14 protein-coding genes are annotated in these 20089 nt (G+C 42.6%); 8 read left to right on the top strand and 6 right to left on the bottom strand.

What is annotated here, in order from left to right:
* Positions 1-38 precede the first annotated feature (38 nt).
* The 3 genes from DXX92_RS02880 to DXX92_RS02890 form a co-directional block, all read right to left on the bottom strand.
* Complete coding sequence (locus DXX92_RS02880; protein WP_245961384.1) at positions 39-1832, bottom strand: bifunctional protein-serine/threonine kinase/phosphatase; 1794 nt, start codon at positions 1830-1832, stop codon at positions 39-41.
* Positions 1833-1938: 106 nt separating this feature from the next.
* Positions 1939-2784, bottom strand: a complete 846-nt coding sequence (locus DXX92_RS02885) for a formate/nitrite transporter family protein (RefSeq protein WP_115999057.1) — start codon at positions 2782-2784, stop codon at positions 1939-1941.
* Between the two features lie 542 nt (positions 2785-3326).
* Positions 3327-4064, bottom strand: a complete 738-nt coding sequence (locus DXX92_RS02890; protein WP_115999058.1) for a substrate-binding periplasmic protein — start codon at positions 4062-4064, stop codon at positions 3327-3329.
* Between the two features lie 535 nt (positions 4065-4599).
* Between DXX92_RS02890 and DXX92_RS02895 the strand changes: the two genes are divergently transcribed.
* The 4 genes from DXX92_RS02895 (at position 4600) to DXX92_RS02910 (ending at position 12444) form a co-directional block, all read left to right on the top strand.
* A complete protein-coding gene (locus DXX92_RS02895) occupies positions 4600-5061 on the top strand; it encodes a RidA family protein (RefSeq protein WP_115999059.1) in 462 nt (153 codons plus the stop codon).
* Positions 5062-5283: 222 nt separating this feature from the next.
* Positions 5284-7332, top strand: a complete 2049-nt coding sequence (locus DXX92_RS02900) for a TonB-dependent receptor (protein ID WP_245961385.1) — start codon at positions 5284-5286, stop codon at positions 7330-7332.
* Positions 7333-7361: 29 nt separating this feature from the next.
* Positions 7362-7853: a TlpA disulfide reductase family protein gene (locus DXX92_RS02905; protein WP_245961386.1), complete on the top strand. Its 492-nt coding sequence runs from the start codon at positions 7362-7364 to the stop codon at positions 7851-7853.
* A gap of 160 nt (positions 7854-8013) precedes the next feature.
* Positions 8014-12444 (top strand): PAS domain-containing protein, encoded by a 4431-nt coding sequence (locus tag DXX92_RS02910; RefSeq protein ID WP_115999061.1) that lies wholly within the window; start codon positions 8014-8016, stop codon positions 12442-12444.
* Positions 12445-12490: 46 nt separating this feature from the next.
* Here the strand turns inward: DXX92_RS02910 and DXX92_RS02915 are convergent, their stop codons facing one another.
* The 3 genes from DXX92_RS02915 to DXX92_RS02925 are packed head-to-tail and all read right to left on the bottom strand — an operon-like array spanning position 12491 to position 15976.
* A complete protein-coding gene (locus tag DXX92_RS02915) occupies positions 12491-13909 on the bottom strand; it encodes a sigma 54-interacting transcriptional regulator (protein WP_115999062.1) in 1419 nt (472 codons plus the stop codon).
* A complete protein-coding gene (locus DXX92_RS02920) occupies positions 13909-14502 on the bottom strand; it encodes a hypothetical protein (RefSeq protein ID WP_115999063.1) in 594 nt (197 codons plus the stop codon). Before DXX92_RS02920 ends, DXX92_RS02915 begins: the two co-directional genes overlap by 1 nt.
* Position 14503: 1 nt before the next feature.
* The gene (locus DXX92_RS02925) at positions 14504-15976 is read right to left on the bottom strand and encodes a sensor histidine kinase (RefSeq protein ID WP_115999064.1); all 1473 of its coding nucleotides are present in this window, start codon (positions 15974-15976) and stop codon (positions 14504-14506) included.
* Between the two features lie 420 nt (positions 15977-16396).
* On the opposite strand from DXX92_RS02925, the gene DXX92_RS02930 reads away from it, so the two are divergent.
* The 4 genes from DXX92_RS02930 to DXX92_RS02945 all read left to right on the top strand — a co-directional run bounded on the left by DXX92_RS02930 (position 16397) and on the right by DXX92_RS02945 (position 20079).
* Entirely contained in the window at positions 16397-16747 is a 351-nt protein-coding gene (locus DXX92_RS02930; protein WP_115999065.1) for a hypothetical protein, read from the top strand.
* 151 nt (positions 16748-16898) lie between these two features.
* Positions 16899-17216, top strand: coding sequence for a hypothetical protein (locus tag DXX92_RS02935; RefSeq protein ID WP_115999066.1), 318 nt, complete (start codon positions 16899-16901; stop codon positions 17214-17216).
* A gap of 66 nt (positions 17217-17282) precedes the next feature.
* Positions 17283-18137: an alpha/beta hydrolase family protein gene (locus tag DXX92_RS02940; RefSeq protein ID WP_115999067.1), complete on the top strand. Its 855-nt coding sequence runs from the start codon at positions 17283-17285 to the stop codon at positions 18135-18137.
* 412 nt (positions 18138-18549) lie between these two features.
* Complete coding sequence (locus tag DXX92_RS02945) at positions 18550-20079, top strand: methyl-accepting chemotaxis protein (RefSeq protein WP_115999068.1); 1530 nt, start codon at positions 18550-18552, stop codon at positions 20077-20079.
* Positions 20080-20089 lie beyond the last annotated feature (10 nt).

The following is a 20089-nucleotide window of genomic DNA, read 5'->3' on the forward strand; positions in this document are numbered from 1 at the left end:
TCATTTTTATTAATATTTAATGTGAAACTGGTTCGAGCTTAGCGGGTGAGTTGCTCAATATAGATAAGCAAGCCAAAGACACTCGTTGCCAAAATAAATGACAACCCTTTCCAAAATTTCAGTGGATTGCGCTCTATCAGCGGTGCACGCGCTTGACGCATAAATTGAGGGTTAGGGTTACTCAGGTCATGGATAAATTCTGAGAGCTGTTCGTAGCGCTTTTCTGGCGTCGGTTGCAGTGCTTTGCGCAAAGCGTAATCAACCCAAGCCGGAATAGCGCGCTTGTCGTCAAGTACGCTTTGGTACACTAAGCGCCTCTGCGCGGCGTGCGTGTCGAGTTTGGCAACTTGCGTACCATAGGCAAAACGGTTGCTTAACATGTGATAAGCAATCATGGCTAACGAAAATTGATCGCTAAGTGCACTGACTGGCTCGCCTACAAAATATTCTGGTGCCATATACAAAGCGGTACCTTGCATATCATCTTTTTGCCTTGCTGATTTTGCTTCAACAATGCCAGCGACTCTAACGCCACCAAAGTCGATGATTTTCACCGTCCCTGTGTGATCTATCATAATGTTTTCAGGGCGGAGGTCTTGGTGCAGAATTTCAAGGCGATGTAATGCCATTAAACCCTTAGCAATTTGCTCAATAATCTCGCGTACATTCGCTAAGTTTGGAGTTGGGTGGTCAATCAGCCATTGGCTTAATGTCACCCCTTCAATGTACTCAGATACGGTATAAAGGTAGTTGCGTGAACGTTGTTGCAATTGTGCTTTCATGACATAAGCACTGTTGATGCGCCGAGCAACCCATTCTTCCATTAAAAATCGCTCAAGATATTCAGCGTTTTCTCTAAGCTCGAACGAGGGAATTTTAATTGTGCATTGCTGGCCTGTTTCAATGTCTTTGGCTAAATAAACGTGGCTGCGGCTGCTGGCGTAGGTTTCTCGCATGATCAAATAGCCATCAAACTCTTGCCTTGGTGATAGCAAAGGAGGAAGTTGCAGCTCATCAAGCTGAGCCTGCATCATTGAGGTAAGTTTTTGCGGCAGTTGTTCTACTTTGACAATCTGTACCGTGATGTTGTCGTCGCTGCCATTGGCAAGTGCTTGCTGGCCAATAGCATTTGCCGCTTGTGGTAAATCGTTTTTATGCTCAGCAAGGTGGCAGAGGATCGACTCGGTACTGCAATACTCAAATATGCCATCAGTACAAAGCAAAAATATATCGTCAACGGCTAATTCAAGTGCTTGGTAATCTAGCGCTAATGAGTGGTTAATACCTAACGCTTTGCTTAAATAGCTTTGTTCGCTAGAGAGCCAGCCACGGTGATCTTTGGTCAACTGCTCTAATGCTTGGCCTCTAATGCGGTAAATTCTGCTATCGCCAATGTGAAATACGTGCGCGGTTGAGGCTTTAAATACAATGCCACTGAAGGTACAAACCAATCCTTTATCGGGATTTAATCGATATTCTCTTTGCTGATTTTGTGCGTGAAGCCAGCCGTTAATTGAGGCAAGTACTTTAAGACCAGCAGTTTTCACCGACCACGCGTCAGACGTACAAAAGTAGTCATGAAGAAAGGTTTTTACCGCTGTTTCACTGGCAATGTGGCTAACATCGCTAGAGCTAATACCGTCAGCAAGTGCAACGGCATTGCCCTTTAAACTTAGCTGTGGCTCTGGTGATTGAATAGCACCGTGAAAATCTTGGTTTATGGGTTTAGGGCCACTATCGCTAAACTCCCCTATGGCTAGGCGAAGACTAACGTTTGACTGAATGTCTAACGAATTGCCTAATAGAGTGCTTGATTGCTCAAAGGTACTCACTGCGACACCTTAGATTGTTTGGGGGCTAAGTGATATCTGAAGCCGTGAATAAGTGCCAATTCACTCGTTCACCGCTTCAGTATTCACACAAGTTTGCGATCTTGTGTTACAACGCTGCCATACTAGGCTTTTCTGCTACTGCTGAGGCTTTTCTTTCTTTACTGGTTTTCACATGAGTTAAGTAAAGCGGTAAGCCCACAAGTAAGAAACCACCAGCTAAGTTACCTAGCGCAGTTGGAATTTCATTCCATACCAAGTAATCAACAACCGTGAATTCACCACCCATGATCATTGAGAATGGGAATAGGAACATATTGACAATTGAATGTTCGAACGCCATGTAGAAGAACAGCATAATTGGCATCCACATCGCCGCCATTTTACTGCCTGCTGATGTTGAAATCATTGCGCCAACAACACCCATCGAAACCATCCAGTTACATAGCATGCCGCGAATGAAAATAGTGAACCAACCTAAAATTCCTTGCTCTTTGTAGCCTAAGGTTCGCGATTCACCGATGGTGCTAACCTTTTCTGCAACAGCGCCACCATCTATTTGATAGCCATAAGTGAGGATAAAGGAAGCAAAGAAGGCAACCATTAATGCGCCAGCAAAGTTACCGCAAAATACTAAACCCCAGTTACGCCACAACTCTTTCATGGTACAGCCAGGTCGCTTATCAATAATAGCCAATGGCACTAAGGTAAATACCCCTGTGAGTAGATCGAACTTCATCAAGTACAACATAATAAAGCCGACAGGGAATAGCACAGCACCAAGTAGCGGGTTACCGGTTTTACTGATCACTGTGATCGCAAAAAAAGCAGCCAGCGCTAAGATTGCTCCCGCCATAAATGCACGGATAAAGGTGTCTTTAGTGGACATAAATATTTTTTGTTCGCCAGCATCGACCATTTTGGTCGCGAACTCTTTGGGTTCTAAATAAGCCATAATTTTCCTCTGGTTGTTATTATTAATTTCCAACGATTGAGCGGGTTTTTAAGCAATAAAAAAGCGCTCACACTTTCCTTGTGTTATGCACAAGTAAGTGAGAGCGCCGTTGCTCGGTTATGTGTTGTGTTGATAATCGTTAGTCGATATTGCCGATTAGCTAGCTAATATCAGATAACTCTTTAGTTCATCTTTGAACTATTAAATGCTTAGCAATCAACACTTTGCATATTTCAAACCAATTAACAATAACCCTATAATTTCAATGGGTTATAACTTTTAATGGAAAGTTATGGAAATGTATTGTTACTAATTGGTGCAGCACATTAGTTGCTTTGCTCAATATTTGAGCAATTACTCTTGCGGTATTGAAGTTTGAGAACAGACAGTCCTGTAAGGGGCATAAACTGAGAGCTGTTTAGACGAATTAAACAGGGGATAAGTACTTTCACTGACTTGTTGGCAGTGTCATTAAAATGATATCAACATAATAAAGTTAGTGGCTAGGGAGTGATTGCGGCTACTTATTGCTCATAAGTTACTTATGAGTTCTGTGCAACTAACCATTGCTTAAAAGCTTTATCGATTTTATCAATAATCTTTTCATCTGTGCCTTGGCTTAGCGCCATACAATGCTCTGTTTGTTTTATGGGATGCAGAGTAAGTCCTTCAACAATCGTTAGGTGGCTGGCGTTAAGCTGTTTTAATCGATAACGCAACGCTTGCTCTGACTGTATTACTACATCAATTTTGCCAGTAATAAGCTTCAACAAATTAATCTCTTCATTGGCAGAGACATCCAAATGCGTATCTTCTTCAAATCCTTTGTCGAGTAGATACTTGTAGCTATTGTCACCGCGCATCACACCAACAACGGCAGACTTCAATGCTTCAAGTGAATGAACGTCAGCGTCGTTAGTGGCTAATTTGTAGGCTTTAATTGGTGTGGATCGGTAAATAGGACAGAACCAATGAAACTTAGGTGCCCTTTGTTCATTTTTAAAAATTGAATAAATCAGTACATTTGGTTTATTGGTTGCCAAATGATAGCTTCGTGCCCATGGGTAAATGGTTAAAGAGTAATCAAGCTCCGCCAGATGTAAAATTTCACGGACATTGCGGGTAACTTGGCCAGTGACTTTATGCGTTGACTGATGTGCAAGACCTTTCTGATGAACAATAAAGGGTGGCCAATGCTCAGAAACTACCTCTACTTGGCTGGCAGTTGCGTGTGCAAAGGTACTGGCAATGATTAATAAGATGAAAAATAAATGCTTCATTAGCTCTATTACTTGTAACTAAGTGATTGCGACTCGTTAAGTTTAACTTATTGAGCGATAAGGTTATTAGTCGCGCAATATCCAATAAAGGCCGCTGCCTTTATCGCTATGATGATTATTGCAGTCACGAATTTACTAATACTTATTACCATAGCCTGTCGTTTATTAAGTTGAAAGTGAAATTCCTCTTTGTTCATATAAATTAAATGCATGCACGTTATCTGTATTTGTTCTTTGTATCCATTGTTCGCTTTGAATAGGTCAATATATCAATGGTGATGAGCAGTACGGCCTAATTTTGATGCCAATAACCAAATGGTTTTTAACAAGCTTTCATAGGGAAGGCTTGGTGAATGTCATGCATATCAATTTTAAATTAATGTGAATGTAAATTTACATGCATCGTTTTTGAATGTATTTTTTAATCCGCAGGTCTTACTATGTCGTAAGCAAGCACAAGAAAGACTCGGTAGCTGACATCCTATTACTGAGTTAGCAAACCACATCAATAAAAACAATTAGATTAGGTTGGAACATGAAAAAAACGATCACTGCACTAGTGACTGCGATGAGTATATTAGTCGCAACAACTTCTTTTGCATCTCAAGAAAACGATATTCAATTCTTAAACAGCAAACCAAGTAACAAGGCTTTGCCATTTTCGGAAGCAGTGAAAGTTGGTAACACACTCTATCTTTCTGGGCAAATTGGCTGGAATGCAGCTAGCGGAAAGTTAGCAACGGGTGGCTTTGAGGGCGAAGCACATCAGGTTATGAAAAACATTCAAACGACATTAACTAAACATGGCTATCAAATGTCTGATGTTGTCAAGTGTTTAGTCATGCTCACCGACATCAAACAATTCAAAGCATTTAACCAAGTTTACACACAGTATTTTAGTGCGCCATATCCTGCACGCAGCGCGTTTGCAGTAAGCGAATTAGCGCTTGACTCTCTAGTCGAAGTGGAGTGTATTGCAGCGGTTAGTGGCAACTAATTTACGTAGCTAATTTCAGTAAGTGAGCAGCGATCTTTGCCTATCTGACTACTAACTAAATCGATTGCTTAGTGCTCACGAATACTTACAAAAATACTGATAAAACAAATAAAAATATTGGCTAGAAAGTCATAGCGAAAATTCATAAATAGTAGCCCTTTTTAGCTGGTGCTTTCTGCTTGAACTTTCTACCTGAGCTTGCGGCCTTACTAAGGACAAATTTTGAACTTTTCTCGCTTATTGACTTGCTCTCCTATTTATACCTTTTTGATTTGTCTCTCTTCGCAGGCCTATGCTCAACAAGAGCAAACACTTGAAACCATAACCGTAACGGCATCTGGTATTGAACGACAGCTAGCAAAACTGAGCAGTAATTTAACGGTGCTTGGTCAAGATGCCTTGCATGAGGTGAATCACCAACACATTAACCAAGTGATGTCTCGTGTGCCTGGCGCTTGGGTAAGTCGAGGAAATGGTCAAGAGCATTTAACGGCATTGCGCTCTCCTGTGCTCACTGGCGGTGGCGGTTGTGGCGCATTTTTTATGGCGCAAGATGGTATTTCGTTGCGCGGTTTGGGATTTTGCAATATTAACCAATTGTTCGATACCAATGCGTTACAAGCACAGCGTGTTGAGGTACTGCGTGGGCCAGCAAGCACGCTTTATGGCTCAAATGCGGTACATGGTGTAATTAATGTTATTACCCCAGATCCTTTGTCGAACCAGGGTGGTGAGCTTGGCCTTACGTTAGGTCCTCACGATTACCAACAAGCTAAGTTCAGTGTCAGCCATCAACAAGGTGAACATGGTGTAATGGCTTATGGCAATGCCAGCCATGACGGTGGTTACAAGGATGACAGCGGCTTTGAACAGCAAAAGCTAACGCTTATTCATCAATTTAAAGGTGAAAATTGGTCGATAAAAAATGTCATATCAGGTGCTAACTTAGCGCAAGACACCGCTGGTTTTATTCGGGGCTTTGAGGCGTACAAAGAGCAGTCTCGCAAACGTGAAAACCCAAACCCTGAAGCTTATCGAGACAGTCAAAGCGTGCGAGCCTACTCGCTTATTGACTACCGACCTAGCGAGCAGGAAGTGGTTAACATCACTCCTTACATTCGCTGGACTGATATGGAATTTCTGCAACATTTTCTGCCGTGGCAGCCTGTTGAAGAAAATAGCCAAACTGGGGCAGGCGTAAAGCTCAGTTATCAACAAGTACAGCAAACGTTTAGCTGGATAGCAGGTGTAGATATCGACCATACTCAGGGTGAACTTACCGAGTTTCAAGCTGAGCCATTTGCACCGCACTTACCCGCTGGTTTTCACTATGATTATGAAGTCGATGCCACGGTAATTGCCCCTTATGCGAAAGCATTTTGGCAAGTGGCAGACCGATTAGAGCTATCGGCTGGTATGCGCTATGAATACACAGATTATGACTACCAAAACAACTTGAGTGATGGCAGCGCTTGCGCACCAGAGGTAACGAATTGTCGGTATACGCGCCCAAGTTCACAGCAGGTGAGCTTCAATGAAACCTCTTTTGAATTGGGGGCGAGTTATCAGTTAGCACCCAACCATCAAGTGTACAGCCAGTACTCACAAGGTTATCGAGCACCACAAGCAACGGAGCTTTTTCGCCTGCAAGCGGGGCAAACAGTTGCGAACTTAGCGCCAGAAACATCAGATGGCATTGAGCTTGGCATGCGCGGTCAAGCAAGTGAGCTGTTTTATGATGTATCGTTATTCGCGATGGAAAAAGAGCAGGTTATTTTTCAAGATGCTGATCGCCAAAACGTTAATAACGGTGAAACAAGTCATCGCGGTATAGAATTCTTGTTACGTTACCAATTGCCTAATCACTTTTTTGTGCAAGCCAATGGCACCTTAGCCAACCATACGTATGAGGCTGACCTGACGCTAAGTCGCGTGAACATTAAAGGAAATGAAATAGATACCGCGCCGCAACACATGGGCAGTGTTCAGTTTGGCTGGCAATCACCTGACGACAAACAAGTGGTGCTTGAGTGGCAACATATGGGGAATTATTTTGTTAACCCTGAAAACACGGCAGACTATGAAGGCCACAACTTGATTAACCTTCGTGCCAGTGTGCCCATTGCGACGAACTTAACCTTAGCAGCACAATGGCTTAATATAACGGATCAAGATTATGCTGAACGCGCTGACTTTGGCTTTGGTCAATACCGCTACTTTGCTGGTGAGCCGCGCTCGCTCTTTGTTTCACTTAGCTACCGTTTTGACTAATTGTTAATTTACTCCATATTTTTATGACTATGAAAAAGATATTTGCTCCTCTGACTCATCGACTACTAACCATGCTAAGCGTCGTGCTGATGCTTGTGTTTTCGAGCCAAGTGTCAGCGAAACACGCCAAACTTATCGAATTGGAAAAGTCACTTGCCAATCATAAAGGCCAGGTGGTTTATTTGGATTTTTGGGCGTCGTGGTGCATCCCCTGCAAAGCGTCTTTCCCTTGGATGAATGAGATGCAGCAAAAATATCAGTCTCAGGGATTAAAAATCATTACCGTCAATTTAGATGCAGACAAAGCACACGCCTTGGCATTTTTGCAGGAGCATCCTGCGGATTTTGATGTTATTTACGACCCAAATGGCAAAATTGCTCGCCATTTTAACTTGCCGGGTATGCCAAGCAGCATGATATTTAATCGCGAAGGTAAACTAGTAGAAACGCATGTCGGTTTTACTGAAGAGAAAAAAGTGAAATATCAGCAGTCGCTTAGTCGATTGTTAGTACAAGAGTAATCAATATCGAGCATGAATTGTTCTGTAACTATGGCTATGCAGTCTGTAACGAACAACTTCGGCATTGATTTGCTTTGCAGGCGTGCAATACTTTACAAATTATTGATAACTCTTTCTTTAACCTAATTTACTTTTAACCTATATCTACTAGGGTTGCTAGATGCAAAAAATGCACTCAGTACTCGCCAATTTTACTCGACGTTATGTTTTATTATTTGCGTTGAATGTTGTTTTGGTGATTGCTGCTTTTTACCAGCTACGCGTTCATTATCAAGAGCAGCAAATTTTTCAACAAGTGTCGATAACAGCTAATGAACAGCGCAATTTGCTTCAACAAATAACCCTGTTACTGCAAAGTTATCAGCAGGGCAATGGAACTGCTCGTGATGCGAAGTTAGCAACCAAAGTAATTTCCACAGCAACTAGAATGCGAGACAACCTCAGTGTCTTAGTGCAACATGTTGGTTTGCTGATGGAAAATAAATCGTCAGACTTCTCAAGAAATTACCAAGCTTATTATGACTTGAGTCAACGTCTTGCTTCCTATTTAGATAGCGCTAAAGCACTGGGGCTAAATTCTACTATTTCTGCTGAGCAACAAGCGCAAATTAATGAGCTGGCAAGTGATGATTTTGTCTTTTTATTTGAGCATGCCTTAGATGTTTTTCAGCTAGAGGCGAGCCAGCGATATCATGCGAGTGAGCGCAAAGGCTATGTGATTTGGTCAATCACTATTTTGGTTTTTTTGTTTGTTGCTTATTATGCCTATTATGTGATGCGCAAACTATTGCGCGACACATACTCAAAGTTAAGTAATGAGCGCAATCGTGCTTCAGACTTTCAATTTGCCATTAATAAACACTCACTGGTACTACAGTTTGATCAACAAGGCACTATCACGTTTTATAACAAACGTTTTAGCAAAGTTTATGGTTACCAGCCAGACGCACTTTTGTTTCAACCAGTCGAAAAGCTGCGTAGCGATCATCACAGCGATAGCTTTATTGAAAAAATTTATCAAACCTTACGTACTGGTAATGTCTGGCGAGGTGAGTTGTGCACGCTCTCAAGTTACGGCCGAAAACTTTGGTTCACGACTACCATAGTGCCATTAAAGGCAGATACCAAACGCAACAAATTTATCCTTATTCAAAACGATATTACTGAGCAAAGACGAACTGAGTTTGCCTTAAAGCGTATACACGAAATCACCACAAACAGTAACGCTGACCTTGACGATAAAATGCAGCAAATTTTAGCGTTAGGCTGTGATTTATTTCACCTGCCTAATGGCATTATTAGTCAAATTGAAGATGATGATTATGTGATACTCAGTGCCCTTAGCCCTGACGATGCTTTACAGCCAGGAGATACTTTCACTCTGGCTAAAACTTATTGTTTTCATACGCTAAATGCTAATAAACCCTTGGCAATTGAACACGTTGCTAACAGTGAGTTAAGTGGTCATCCTTGCTATCAAGAGTTTGCTTTAGAAACCTACATAGGTACGCCACTGTGGGTTGATGGTAAACGTTATGGCACCATGAATTTTTCCAGTGATTCGCCTTCGGCGCATACCTTTAAAGATTCCGACATTGAGCTATTGCAACTTATGGCGCATTGGGTTGGCTATGAGTTAACTCGCAATCGCCAACGTGAACAGTTGTCTGGTCAGCAGCAGTTGATGGAACATATGAGTCAGTTAGCACGCCTTGGTGCATGGGAAGTCGATTTAAAAACGAATCAAATTTATTGGTCATCAATGACCAAGCAAATTCATGAAGTGCCGGCGGATTACGTGCCTGAATTGGCTACGGCGATAAACTTTTATAAAGAAGGCCGTAGCCGCGATCTTATTACTCAGTTGGTTGAGCGTTCTATTGCTTATGGTGAATCTTATGAGCAAGAGCTGGAGTTAGTCACCGCAACAGGCCGTGAAATATGGGTTATTGCCAAGGGCGAAGCAGAATTTGAAGACGGTGAGTGCGTGCGTTTGTACGGCTCATTTCAAGACATTACCGAACGCGTTAAAGCGCAGCAGGCACTGTCTGACAGTAATGAGCGATTAGCCTCCGTAATACATGCTACCGCCGTGGGTATTTGGGATTGGGAGATTGACACCGACAAAGCGGTACTCAACGAGCGGTGGGCGAATATTATTGGCTATACCTTAGAAGAGCTCGCACCAGTCAGCGCCAAGTCTTGGTCGTTAAGGGTTCATCCTGATGACCTACCAAAATCTCAACTTGAACTTGAACGTCATTGGCGCGGTGAAACCGAGCGTTACAATTGTGAAACCCGTTTAAGGCACAAAGACGGACATTGGCTGTGGGTGTTAGACACGGGCAAGGTTGTTGAATGGCATGAAGACGGCCGACCTAAACGAATGATAGGAACGCATCTCGATATCAGCGAACAAAAAGCGGCTGCTCGTGAAATAACGGAAAGTAATCAACGTATGAGCTTAGCCGCTGATTCTGCGGGAATTGGTGTTTGGGATTTTAACGTGTTGACCAATGAGCTCCAATGGGACGAGTGGATGCTCAAACTCTATGGTCTTGAGCGTGATAGCTTTTCTGGGGCGCTTTCGGCGTGGCGACAAGGTTTGCATCCGGATGACAGAAAGCAAATCAGTGCTCAATTACAAGAGGCGATTAGCACTGCCAATAAGTTTGATGCGCAATTTCGAATTATCCGTCCATCAGGTGAGGTGCGTTATATCAAAGCCTCGGCGATTAATACCCTAAATGAAACCGGGCAAGTTACTAATCTAATTGGTGTAAATTACGATGTAACCGATCGCGTGCGTGACGAACTGGCGCTGAAAGCGGCGAAAACGCAGGCTGAGTCGGCAGTTAAAGCTAAGAATGAATTTCTTGCCAGCATGAGCCATGAAATTCGCACACCGATGAATGGTGTTATAGGTATGCTAGAGTTGCTGCAAGACAGTGAATTAGATCGCGATCAACAGCACAAAGTGCAACTAGCACAAAGTAGTGCAAACTCATTGTTACAGTTGATTAATGATATTTTAGATTTCTCTAAAATTGATGCAGATAAACTAGATCTTGAAGCAATAGTGTTTGATCTAGCGCATATGATGGGTGAGTTGAGCGAAGCGATGGCGCCACAGGCTCAGCGCAAAGGCATTGAATTGATCCTTGATACAGTTGGGCTGAGCGACCGGCAAGTCATCGGTGATCCAAGCCGTATCAGGCAAGTGCTGACTAATTTAATTAGTAACGCGATTAAGTTTACGCACAGTGGTGAAGTGGTTATTTCAGCAAGCTTGACGGAAGAAGATGAAGCTTATTGGCGTTTGAAACTGGTTGTTAAAGATACTGGCATTGGCATACCACAAGATAAACTGCATTTATTATTTGAAAAATTCCGTCAAGTAGACTCATCAACAACTCGCCATTACGGTGGCACAGGCCTTGGTTTAGCGATTGTTAAGAAGCTTTGTCAGCGCATGAATGGCAATGTATCGGTCAGTACAGTGCAAGATAAAGGTAGCGAATTTACTTGTGATATTCGGGTTGGAAAAACACCGCAAATCGTTGCCAGTATGCCGGAAGTTGATATCAGTGAACTGACTATTCTTTTAGTGGATGATAATGACACTAATCGCGAAGTCTTAAATCGCCAGCTCACTCAATGGGGAGCGAATGTGACGAGTTGTAGTAGTGGCGAACAAGCACTACTTGTATGTCAGCAACGTATTGAAACTGAGCAACCGCTATTCGATATTGGTATTTTAGATATGCAAATGCCAACCATGGATGGTGAAATGCTGGCGCGTGAGTTAATAAAGCTTGACCCTGAACAGCAGATGAAACTGATTGTGATGACATCGATGCAAACGCCGGGTGATGCAAAACATTTTGCGCAAATGGGCTTTAGTGGTTATTTCCCCAAACCTGCAACGATTAACGATTTGCGCGCCGCAGTTAATATTATTGCGGACGATGGCGAAGCGTTGCGTTTTGCTAATCCGCTTGTGACGAGACATTACATTAGTGAGCTAGGCAGCCAAAGTGAACAGGGCAACCAAAGTGAACCAAACAGCCAAGACAGTGCAAATGACCAGCCAAGCAACTTAGCGCAGCCCGCTGAGAATAACAACAACCCAATATCGACAGTCGACACTGAACGTGTGACGCCAATAGGCACAAGTTCGCAACCAGCAGAAAACCCAGCGACGCCACATAAGATTCTGCTAGTTGAAGATAATCGCGTTAATCAAATGGTTGCTAAAGGGGTACTCAATAAATTGGGCTACAGCTGTGATATTGCAGCCAATGGTATTGAGGCGATAGCTATGTTAAGTGCGAGCAATGCACACTATGATGTAGCTTTAATGGATATTCAAATGCCTAAAATGGATGGCTATCAAGCAACACGTGCGATTCGTGCTGGCGACAGTGGTAAGCGGCATCAAGAAATGGTGATTATTGCCATGACAGCTAATGCCATGGCAGGAGACAGAGAAAAGTGCTTAGCGGCAGGCATGAATGATTATTTGAGCAAGCCAATTAATAAAGACGCGCTATCTGAAACGCTAAATCGTTACCTTGCTACGGTGAGTTAGCTGACTACCGCAATTCTCAATCGTGCAATTTTCATTCGTGCAATTCTCATTCGTGCAAGTCACTAGCATCTCGAAAAGCCTCTGGTGTTAAATGATGGCGATTTAACAGCTTGTAAAATTCGCTACGATTGCGTTGAGCAATTCTAGCAGCTTGCGTTACATTGCCATTAGTTAGTCGTAGCAGCTTGGCTAGGTAGTCGCGCTCAAATTGCTCTCTAGCCTGGGCAAAAGAGGGCAGTACACCGGGTTTGTTGCGTAGTGCATTGCTAATCAATTGCTCGCTAATGAGTGGCTCGGTTGCCAGCGCAATACTTTGTTCCACAACATTTTCCAATTGACGAATATTGCCAGGCCAAGGGGCAGTAATTAATAGTTCCATCGCTTCTTGGGTAAACCCTGTGACGTTGACACTGTCGGTCTGGTTTTTACTTTTGTGAAGAAAGTGCTGGGCGAGCAAAGGAATATCTTCACGGCGCTCTGCTAACGACGGAATTTCAAGCTCGACGACATTAAGTCGATAATATAAATCTTCTCTAAACTTACTTTCGAGTATCGCTTTACGCAGGTTTTTATGGGTCGCTGAAATAACCCTAACATCAACTGCAATTGACTGAGTGCTACCAACCGGGCGAATCTCTTTTTCTTGCAATGCTCGTAGCAACTTAACTTGAAAATTCATTGGCATATCGCCAATTTCATCGAGAAATAAAGTGCCGCCACTGCACGCTTCAAACAGGCCAATATGGCGTTTATCTGCCCCTGTAAAAGCACCTTTGACATGGCCAAAGAGTTCTGACTCTAACAATGCTTCTGGGATTGCTGCGCAGTTGATCGCGGTAAATGGCTGGCTTGATCGCTTACTGGCTTGATGAATAGCATTGGCGAGCAATTCTTTCCCTGTACCGCTTTGACCTTGTATCAATAAGCTAAAGTTACTTTGCGCAACCTGCTTCGATTGCATCAGTAGTTGAGCCATTTTTGAACTTCGGCAAATAATACGTTTACGCCAGTTTTCGTCAGCTGTGTCATTGGCGTGCAAAGGCTGCAATTTGAGTGCTTGTTCAACCGTATCTAATAACTGTTTACTCTCAAAGGGTTTGGTTAGAAAGCTAAACACCCCTTGTTTCGTCGCATTAATAGCATCGGGAATTGTGCCGTGTGCGGTCATGATGACAACGGGTAAGTGGGGATGACGGGCGCGAATTTGCTCAAATAGCGCAAAACCGTCCATCCCTTCCATTTTTAAGTCGCTAATCACCATATCTGGCTGAAAGCTTGTCATTACACCAAGCGCAACCTTTGCGTTCTCAGCGGTTTCAACTTGATAACCAGCACCGGCTAAGCGAATACTGAGCAATCTAAGCAAGCTAGGATCGTCGTCTACAACAAGAATTCGGGCATGCTCGGTGGCGCTATCTGTAGTGTTCTTTGTGACGTTTTCTTTGGGGAATAGGGGAGTAGACATTACTGGTGTTCTCTTGCGTTGAGCTGGGCTTCAATAGCTTTAAGTTGTTCAAGTTTTTCATTGAGCGAGGTATTTGCTTGTTGATACATGGCAAGCTTAACCGTCAGTTTGGCGATTTCTTGTTGGCTTTGCTCAATCGTTTTTTCATTCGCTTGTATGAGTAAAAGTTGTTGGTTGAGTTGATCGCGCAACATAGTGACAAAGGCTAAATCGGCGGGGCTGACATTGGCATAAATGTACTGGTTGAACTCCCCTTGATTAAGCATAGCTTTCGCTGTGTATGGGTTGTGAATGGAAGTGCTAGGTAAGCTTCTCAGTAACAGTAAGAATAAATCAGCATCTGGGTTATCTTGTGTTTTGCGCGACTGTTGCAGTGCCACTTCACTAGCCAGTTGTTCAGGCTCTAAGCCTTTTAGCCACTGATAATAGCCACTCAAGTTAAGTTGACCGATACTATTTACCCGAGCATTTGCGTCTATTGAATGTGATTCCTGCGGTTGAGAAGAAGTAGGCGAGGAGGGCAAGATTAAATGACTGCACCCTATTAATAAGTTTATAGCAAATAGACCAATAACAAGTTTGATGCGCTTCATGCTATGACTCCTGCCCACTAGGACGCGGTAAGTTTACGACAAATTGACTGCCGTGAGTGTGCTCACTTTGGCTAGAATTTACGGTAATTTTGCCATTTAAACGCATCACTAACTCTTGCACTATGGTTAGACCAAGTCCACTGCTGTCTATTTCACTGGTATTTGCTAACTTGCCCTGATAAAAGGCATCAAAGATTTGCTCCATCTCTTGTGCTGACATACCCGGCCCATTGTCACTAATTGATAGTATTAGTTGCTCTTTATCTAGCTTAGTCGCTACTGTGACGGTATCGCCATGATGTGTGTATTTGATTGCGTTCGATAAGAGGTTCTCAACGACCACGGTAAGCTGTTTCTGATTGGTCATGAGTTGAACATCAACTAACGTTAAATCAACTGTTAATGCTTTACGTTGCAGTGCGAGTTTATGTTGACTGACAACCTCTTCAATAACAGCTGAAACTTTGGTTAGCTGGCGGTCTTGCAAACTCGTTGAATCAAGCACAATGTTAAACGCTAGCAAGTCTTCAATAAGCTGCTGTAAGCGCATAACGCTATTAACGATAATGCCACTGACCTCTTGCTGGCCAGCATTTAAAGGCCCTAAGCTGCTGTCGTTTAACAAGGCACTCCCTTCACGAATTGCAGCTAGCGGTGTTTTTAATTCATGCGAAATATGGCGGATAAACGATGATTTTTGCAGTTCTAATGCGCGCAAGCGAACTCGCATAGTCTCTAATGCTCGGGCTATATTATTAATTTCTTTTGGGCCGCCTAAGGCAAAGGCATGCTCAAAATTATCTTGCGTCAGCTGCGCAATCTGCTGAGTTAACCGGCGCAGTGGTCGATTGATCAAATAAACAAAAATCGCAGCGATCAGCAAACTGATAGGCACGATAAGTAGGCTTTGATAAATAACGCTATCAACTTTTTCTGTTTGCCCACGAATGGCATGGGCTTTTAACTGAATTAGCTGATCGCTACGTTCTCTTAGTGCTTGACTCAAGGGGGCTATATCGCGAAATGCCTGGCTGACTTCTTCAAGATTATTTAGCTCTCTGGGTAAACGTTCAGCGACCCAACTTAATTGCTGATTGAGTGCGTCAATATTGCTGTCGAGTTTCGGATCTTTAATTTTGGCAAGTTGGCTATCCAAAATATTGACCGCTTTAAAGTGTTCAACCGTGAATCTGTCTAATAATTCAATTTCTTTAAGTACGATGTATTGGCTGGCAAAGCGCTCGGCTTTAGTGAGTGTTTGACTGAGATCTTGGTTGGCCTCCACCAAAGTAGACACTGCCAAGATCGATTTCACACCTAAGGTTGATGCAGCCTTAGTTTGCTCTGCAATAAACAGTAAAGCCGCAAACAAAGGCCCAATAACACTAAAAAAACCTAATACTGCCAAGTGCTTAATTGACAACTGTCGAACCGTTCGTTGCACTCGTGCTAGCAGCGGTAGATCGCTGGTCATGCTGATTTTCGCTCTAAAAGATTGAATATGATTGTTATCACTTTAAAGGTGTTTAATTGCTAAACACAAGCGTGTTGCTTTTTGGCGACAGTGCAAGAGTTATTCGCTTTTTTTAGCTAACGTCTTGATAAATATAAATAAAAAAATCTGGAGTAAAAGAGCCTGCAAAGTTTAGTTATTTCCTTGTTTATATCTGTCGTTGATAAACAACAATTCCGCACTGTGAAAATAGTTAATATTTATATATTTCAATGGTTTACCTTCTTGGTACGGCAAGTGCAATAGAACAGGAGCACAAGAGCAATAGCACAGGTGCGATAACTGCATACTGGTTATTTAAGGAGCATAGACATTTGTTATTGCATGCGAAACGTCTGACTCCTCAAACCAGCGATATTATAGAAACAAGGATATTACATCATGAAAAACATAAGCTTACTTGAAGTATCTGCATTGGTATTTGCCGTAGCTGTTTGTTCAATTACGGTACAAGCTAACGAAGATCCAAAAGAAAAAGCAGCGCTTGATAAGGCCAAGGCTCAAATGGAAGAAAAACCTGTGAAAGCAGGCCATATGGTGTCGCATGACAAGCTGTTTGCCCCGCTTGATATCGACAGCAATGGCGTGATCAGCGAACAAGAGCTGAGCATGAGTAAGAATAAACTACTCAAAGAGCAGTTCAAAAAAATTGATCGCAATGAAGATAAAGGTATCAGCGAAGAAGAGTTGAAGAGCTTTCTTGCCAAAGTTGATGTCAAAAAGAACTTCTAGGCAGTTTATACCCGTTTGGTATTAAATGTTTCCGCATAACTTATAAAGAGTATTTTCTCCCATCTTGCCGATTGTACCCCCAACCTGCAATCGGCTTTTTTACAACACATAACTTTTTAAAATAAGTAACATAGGACAATAAGGTAGCACGATGACTGAAGCTATTTCACGATGTGTGCGCATGGATGACTGGATTTTTGAAATCAAGTTAGTACGCGCTCTAAAAGTTGATAGCTATGGACAGCCATATAGGGCGATTGCCCAACTAAACGTTAATGGTGACTTTGCGTTTTTAGACGGTAGTTTACACGCCGGTGAAGAAGGTTTTTGCGCGCAAGATATTGCCACCTTCCAAAAATTCTGTCAGATGTTAGAGGTAAAAGAGCTACGCCTGGGCACAGAGCCGCAGTTACCGAACCAACAAGAAGTCGTCGAAAAGATAGGTAAAGCTGCCCGTAAAATTGCTTAAACAAGCAGATTGCTTAAGCAGGTACAGTTTTATATGCTAGAGCAAAAAGTAAGCGAGGAATAGCTTGTGCAGCAAAGATTTAGTGCAGAAATTTGTTGTCATAATCCATTGGTTGGATACCATTTTCAAAGCAGCAAAGCCGATCGCGGTGTGGTGGTCATTGCCGCTGCGATGGGCGTGGAGCAAAAGTTTTATTTCGACTTTGCTCAGTGGCTGGCAGAGCAAGGATTCGAGGTACTAACTTTTGATTACCGTGGCATGGGGCAGTCATTGCGACAGCCGCTTGCGCAAGTATCGATAACTATTTCTGATTGGGTACAGCAAGATTGTGTTTACATGATCGACAAAGCTGAATTACTAGCGCAAGGAAAACCTATCTATTGGCTAGGCCATAGTTTAGGTGGGCAAGTCTTTGCGATGATCCCCAATCGCCACAAGGTAACGCAATTAATTACGATAGCCTCAGGTTCAGGTTATTGGAAAACATCAGATATTAAAATTAAATCTGTTTCGTTAATGTTGTGGTTTTTAGTGGTGCCGATTGCCACTCGTCTTGTTGGTTATTTTCCCGGTAAAAAACTCGGTATCATTGGTGATTTACCTTATGGTGTGATGCGTCAGTGGCGGCAATGGTGTCTAAATCCAGACTACTTAGTTGGCTGTGAAGGCAACCAAGTGCGCGAACAATACCATGCGTTAACGTTGCCGGTTACTGCCTTAGCTTTTCAAGACGACGAACTGATCAACTATGCCAGCGTTGATAAACTGCATAGCTTTTATCAAACAGCTGAAAAAAATCATCAATATATTTCACCGAAAGAACAAAACCTTGAACAGATTGGTCACTTTGGTTTCTTTCGATCTAAGCATGCACAAACGCTGTGGCCGGCTTTTATTACGCCTATTTTTGAGTGCTCGTAGCAGTACGTTACCTGTTCGATAATTATACGAACTTGGTGATTATTGCCCCCCTCTATACTTAAACCAACGATTACAATTAGTTACGTTGATTTAATTTTGACTACGTTATTATTTTGACTGCTTGGTCAACTCTTTTGCTTTTCTGATTTATCTAAATTGCGTGCAGTAACACCTTGTTACATATACATGCAATTACTTAGCTTGGAATAATTTGCCATTAAGCCACTGGTATAGCGGCTTAAGATAGGTATATCCCAAATAAAGTTATGAATTTGAGTGGCCTTGCATCTATTTCTATAGTTATTGATAATGATCAAATTTTGATCGGATTCATGGATGAGTTCATTGATGAAAAACAAATAAATTACAAATTTTATATAAAAAATCAGGCGTAATCATTGGGGTAAATATTATGAGCGGTGTAGAAGTTTTATTTCCAGAATCAGAGCAGCTGGTTTCAATCACGGATACCCGTGGTGTGATCACATATGCCAATGAAGAGTTCTGTAAAATTGCTGGCTATAGTGAATACGAGTTAATTGGCCAGCCGCACAATATTGTTCGCCACCCTGACATGCCTAAAGTGGCTTTTGGCGACTTATGGGAAAAACTAAAACGCGGTGACTCTTGGCGTGGTTTAGTGAAAAACCGCTGTAAAAATGGCGATTATTACTGGGTAGATGCCTTTGTCACACCACTCTACGAAGGTGGAGTCGTTACTGGTTATCAATCTGTGCGTTGTAAACCGAGCCAAGCCCAAAAAGATCAGGCTCAAGCACTTTATGATGCTGTTAATCAAGAAAAGTCACTGACTGACTTTCATGCAAATCGCCCACTGAAACTTAGCTTGGCTGGAGTGGTAACACTACTCACTGCTGTTCTACTTTACTGGCAAACGGGCGCTTTGAGCCTAGCGTTTTTACCCTTTTTGCTAGTAGCAATACTGGTCGTTATATTTTCCGAAGAATTTATTCGCCTGCCTAAATATGTGGCCGAATCAAAAGCACTGTACGATAGCCCTACGCGTTTGATTATTAGCGGTAAAGGTAGTGTCGGTATTATTGATTACCCTCGTCAAATATTGTCAGCCAAAATTCGCACTGTGTTAGGGCGCGGTAATGATTCAGGCCGTAAGCTAAAGCGTGTTGCTGAGCAGTTACAAACATCAACCGGTGAAGCGTTTGCTCGCATCATGGAACAAAGCGGTCACTTTGATCAATTAGCAGCGGCAATCACGCAAATGAGTGGTAGCTTTGAGGAAGTGAATCATAATACCGCGAATGCCTACGAAAAAGTCCGTGAAGTACAAGCGACATGTGATGATGCCATTGAAATTGTTAACTCCAGTCAAACAAAAATCAGTACATTGGCGGGTGAAGTTGATAATGCCGCAAGTACGGCACATAAATTAGTGAGCGATGCCGATGAGATATCAACCGTCATGGCAGAAATTGAAGGTATTGCCGACCAAACAAATCTATTAGCCTTGAATGCTGCCATTGAAGCTGCGCGAGCAGGCGAGCAAGGACGTGGCTTTGCTGTTGTTGCTGACGAAGTGCGCACCTTAGCAAGTCGTACCCAAGGAGCGACAGAGCAAATTCGTGGTTCAGTGAAAGAGTTACAAGCGACGTTAACCTCATGGAGTAATTTAATGTTGGTCAGTAAAGATAATGCAGAGCAATGTAATTCGGAGTCTGTTCAAGCAAAACAGGCGATGGATAAAGTCATTCACATGATGCATGAACTTGACAATGTTACTTCGCAAATTGCCGCTTCGACAGAAGAGCAAAGTGTCGTTACCGAGCAGCTTAAAGAAAGTGTTCAGACTATTACTGATAGCTCACATCGCAGTAATGAAATAGTGCGACAAGTTGAGCAAAACAGTATTGATGTTTTCAGCAATGTTGAAGACATTGAAGAGCTAACAACAACGTTTAATTAATTCATTGACC

The sequence above is a fragment of the Thalassotalea euphylliae genome, from assembly GCF_003390395.1.
Classification (GTDB): Bacteria; Pseudomonadota; Gammaproteobacteria; order Enterobacterales; family Alteromonadaceae; genus Thalassotalea_F; species Thalassotalea_F euphylliae_C.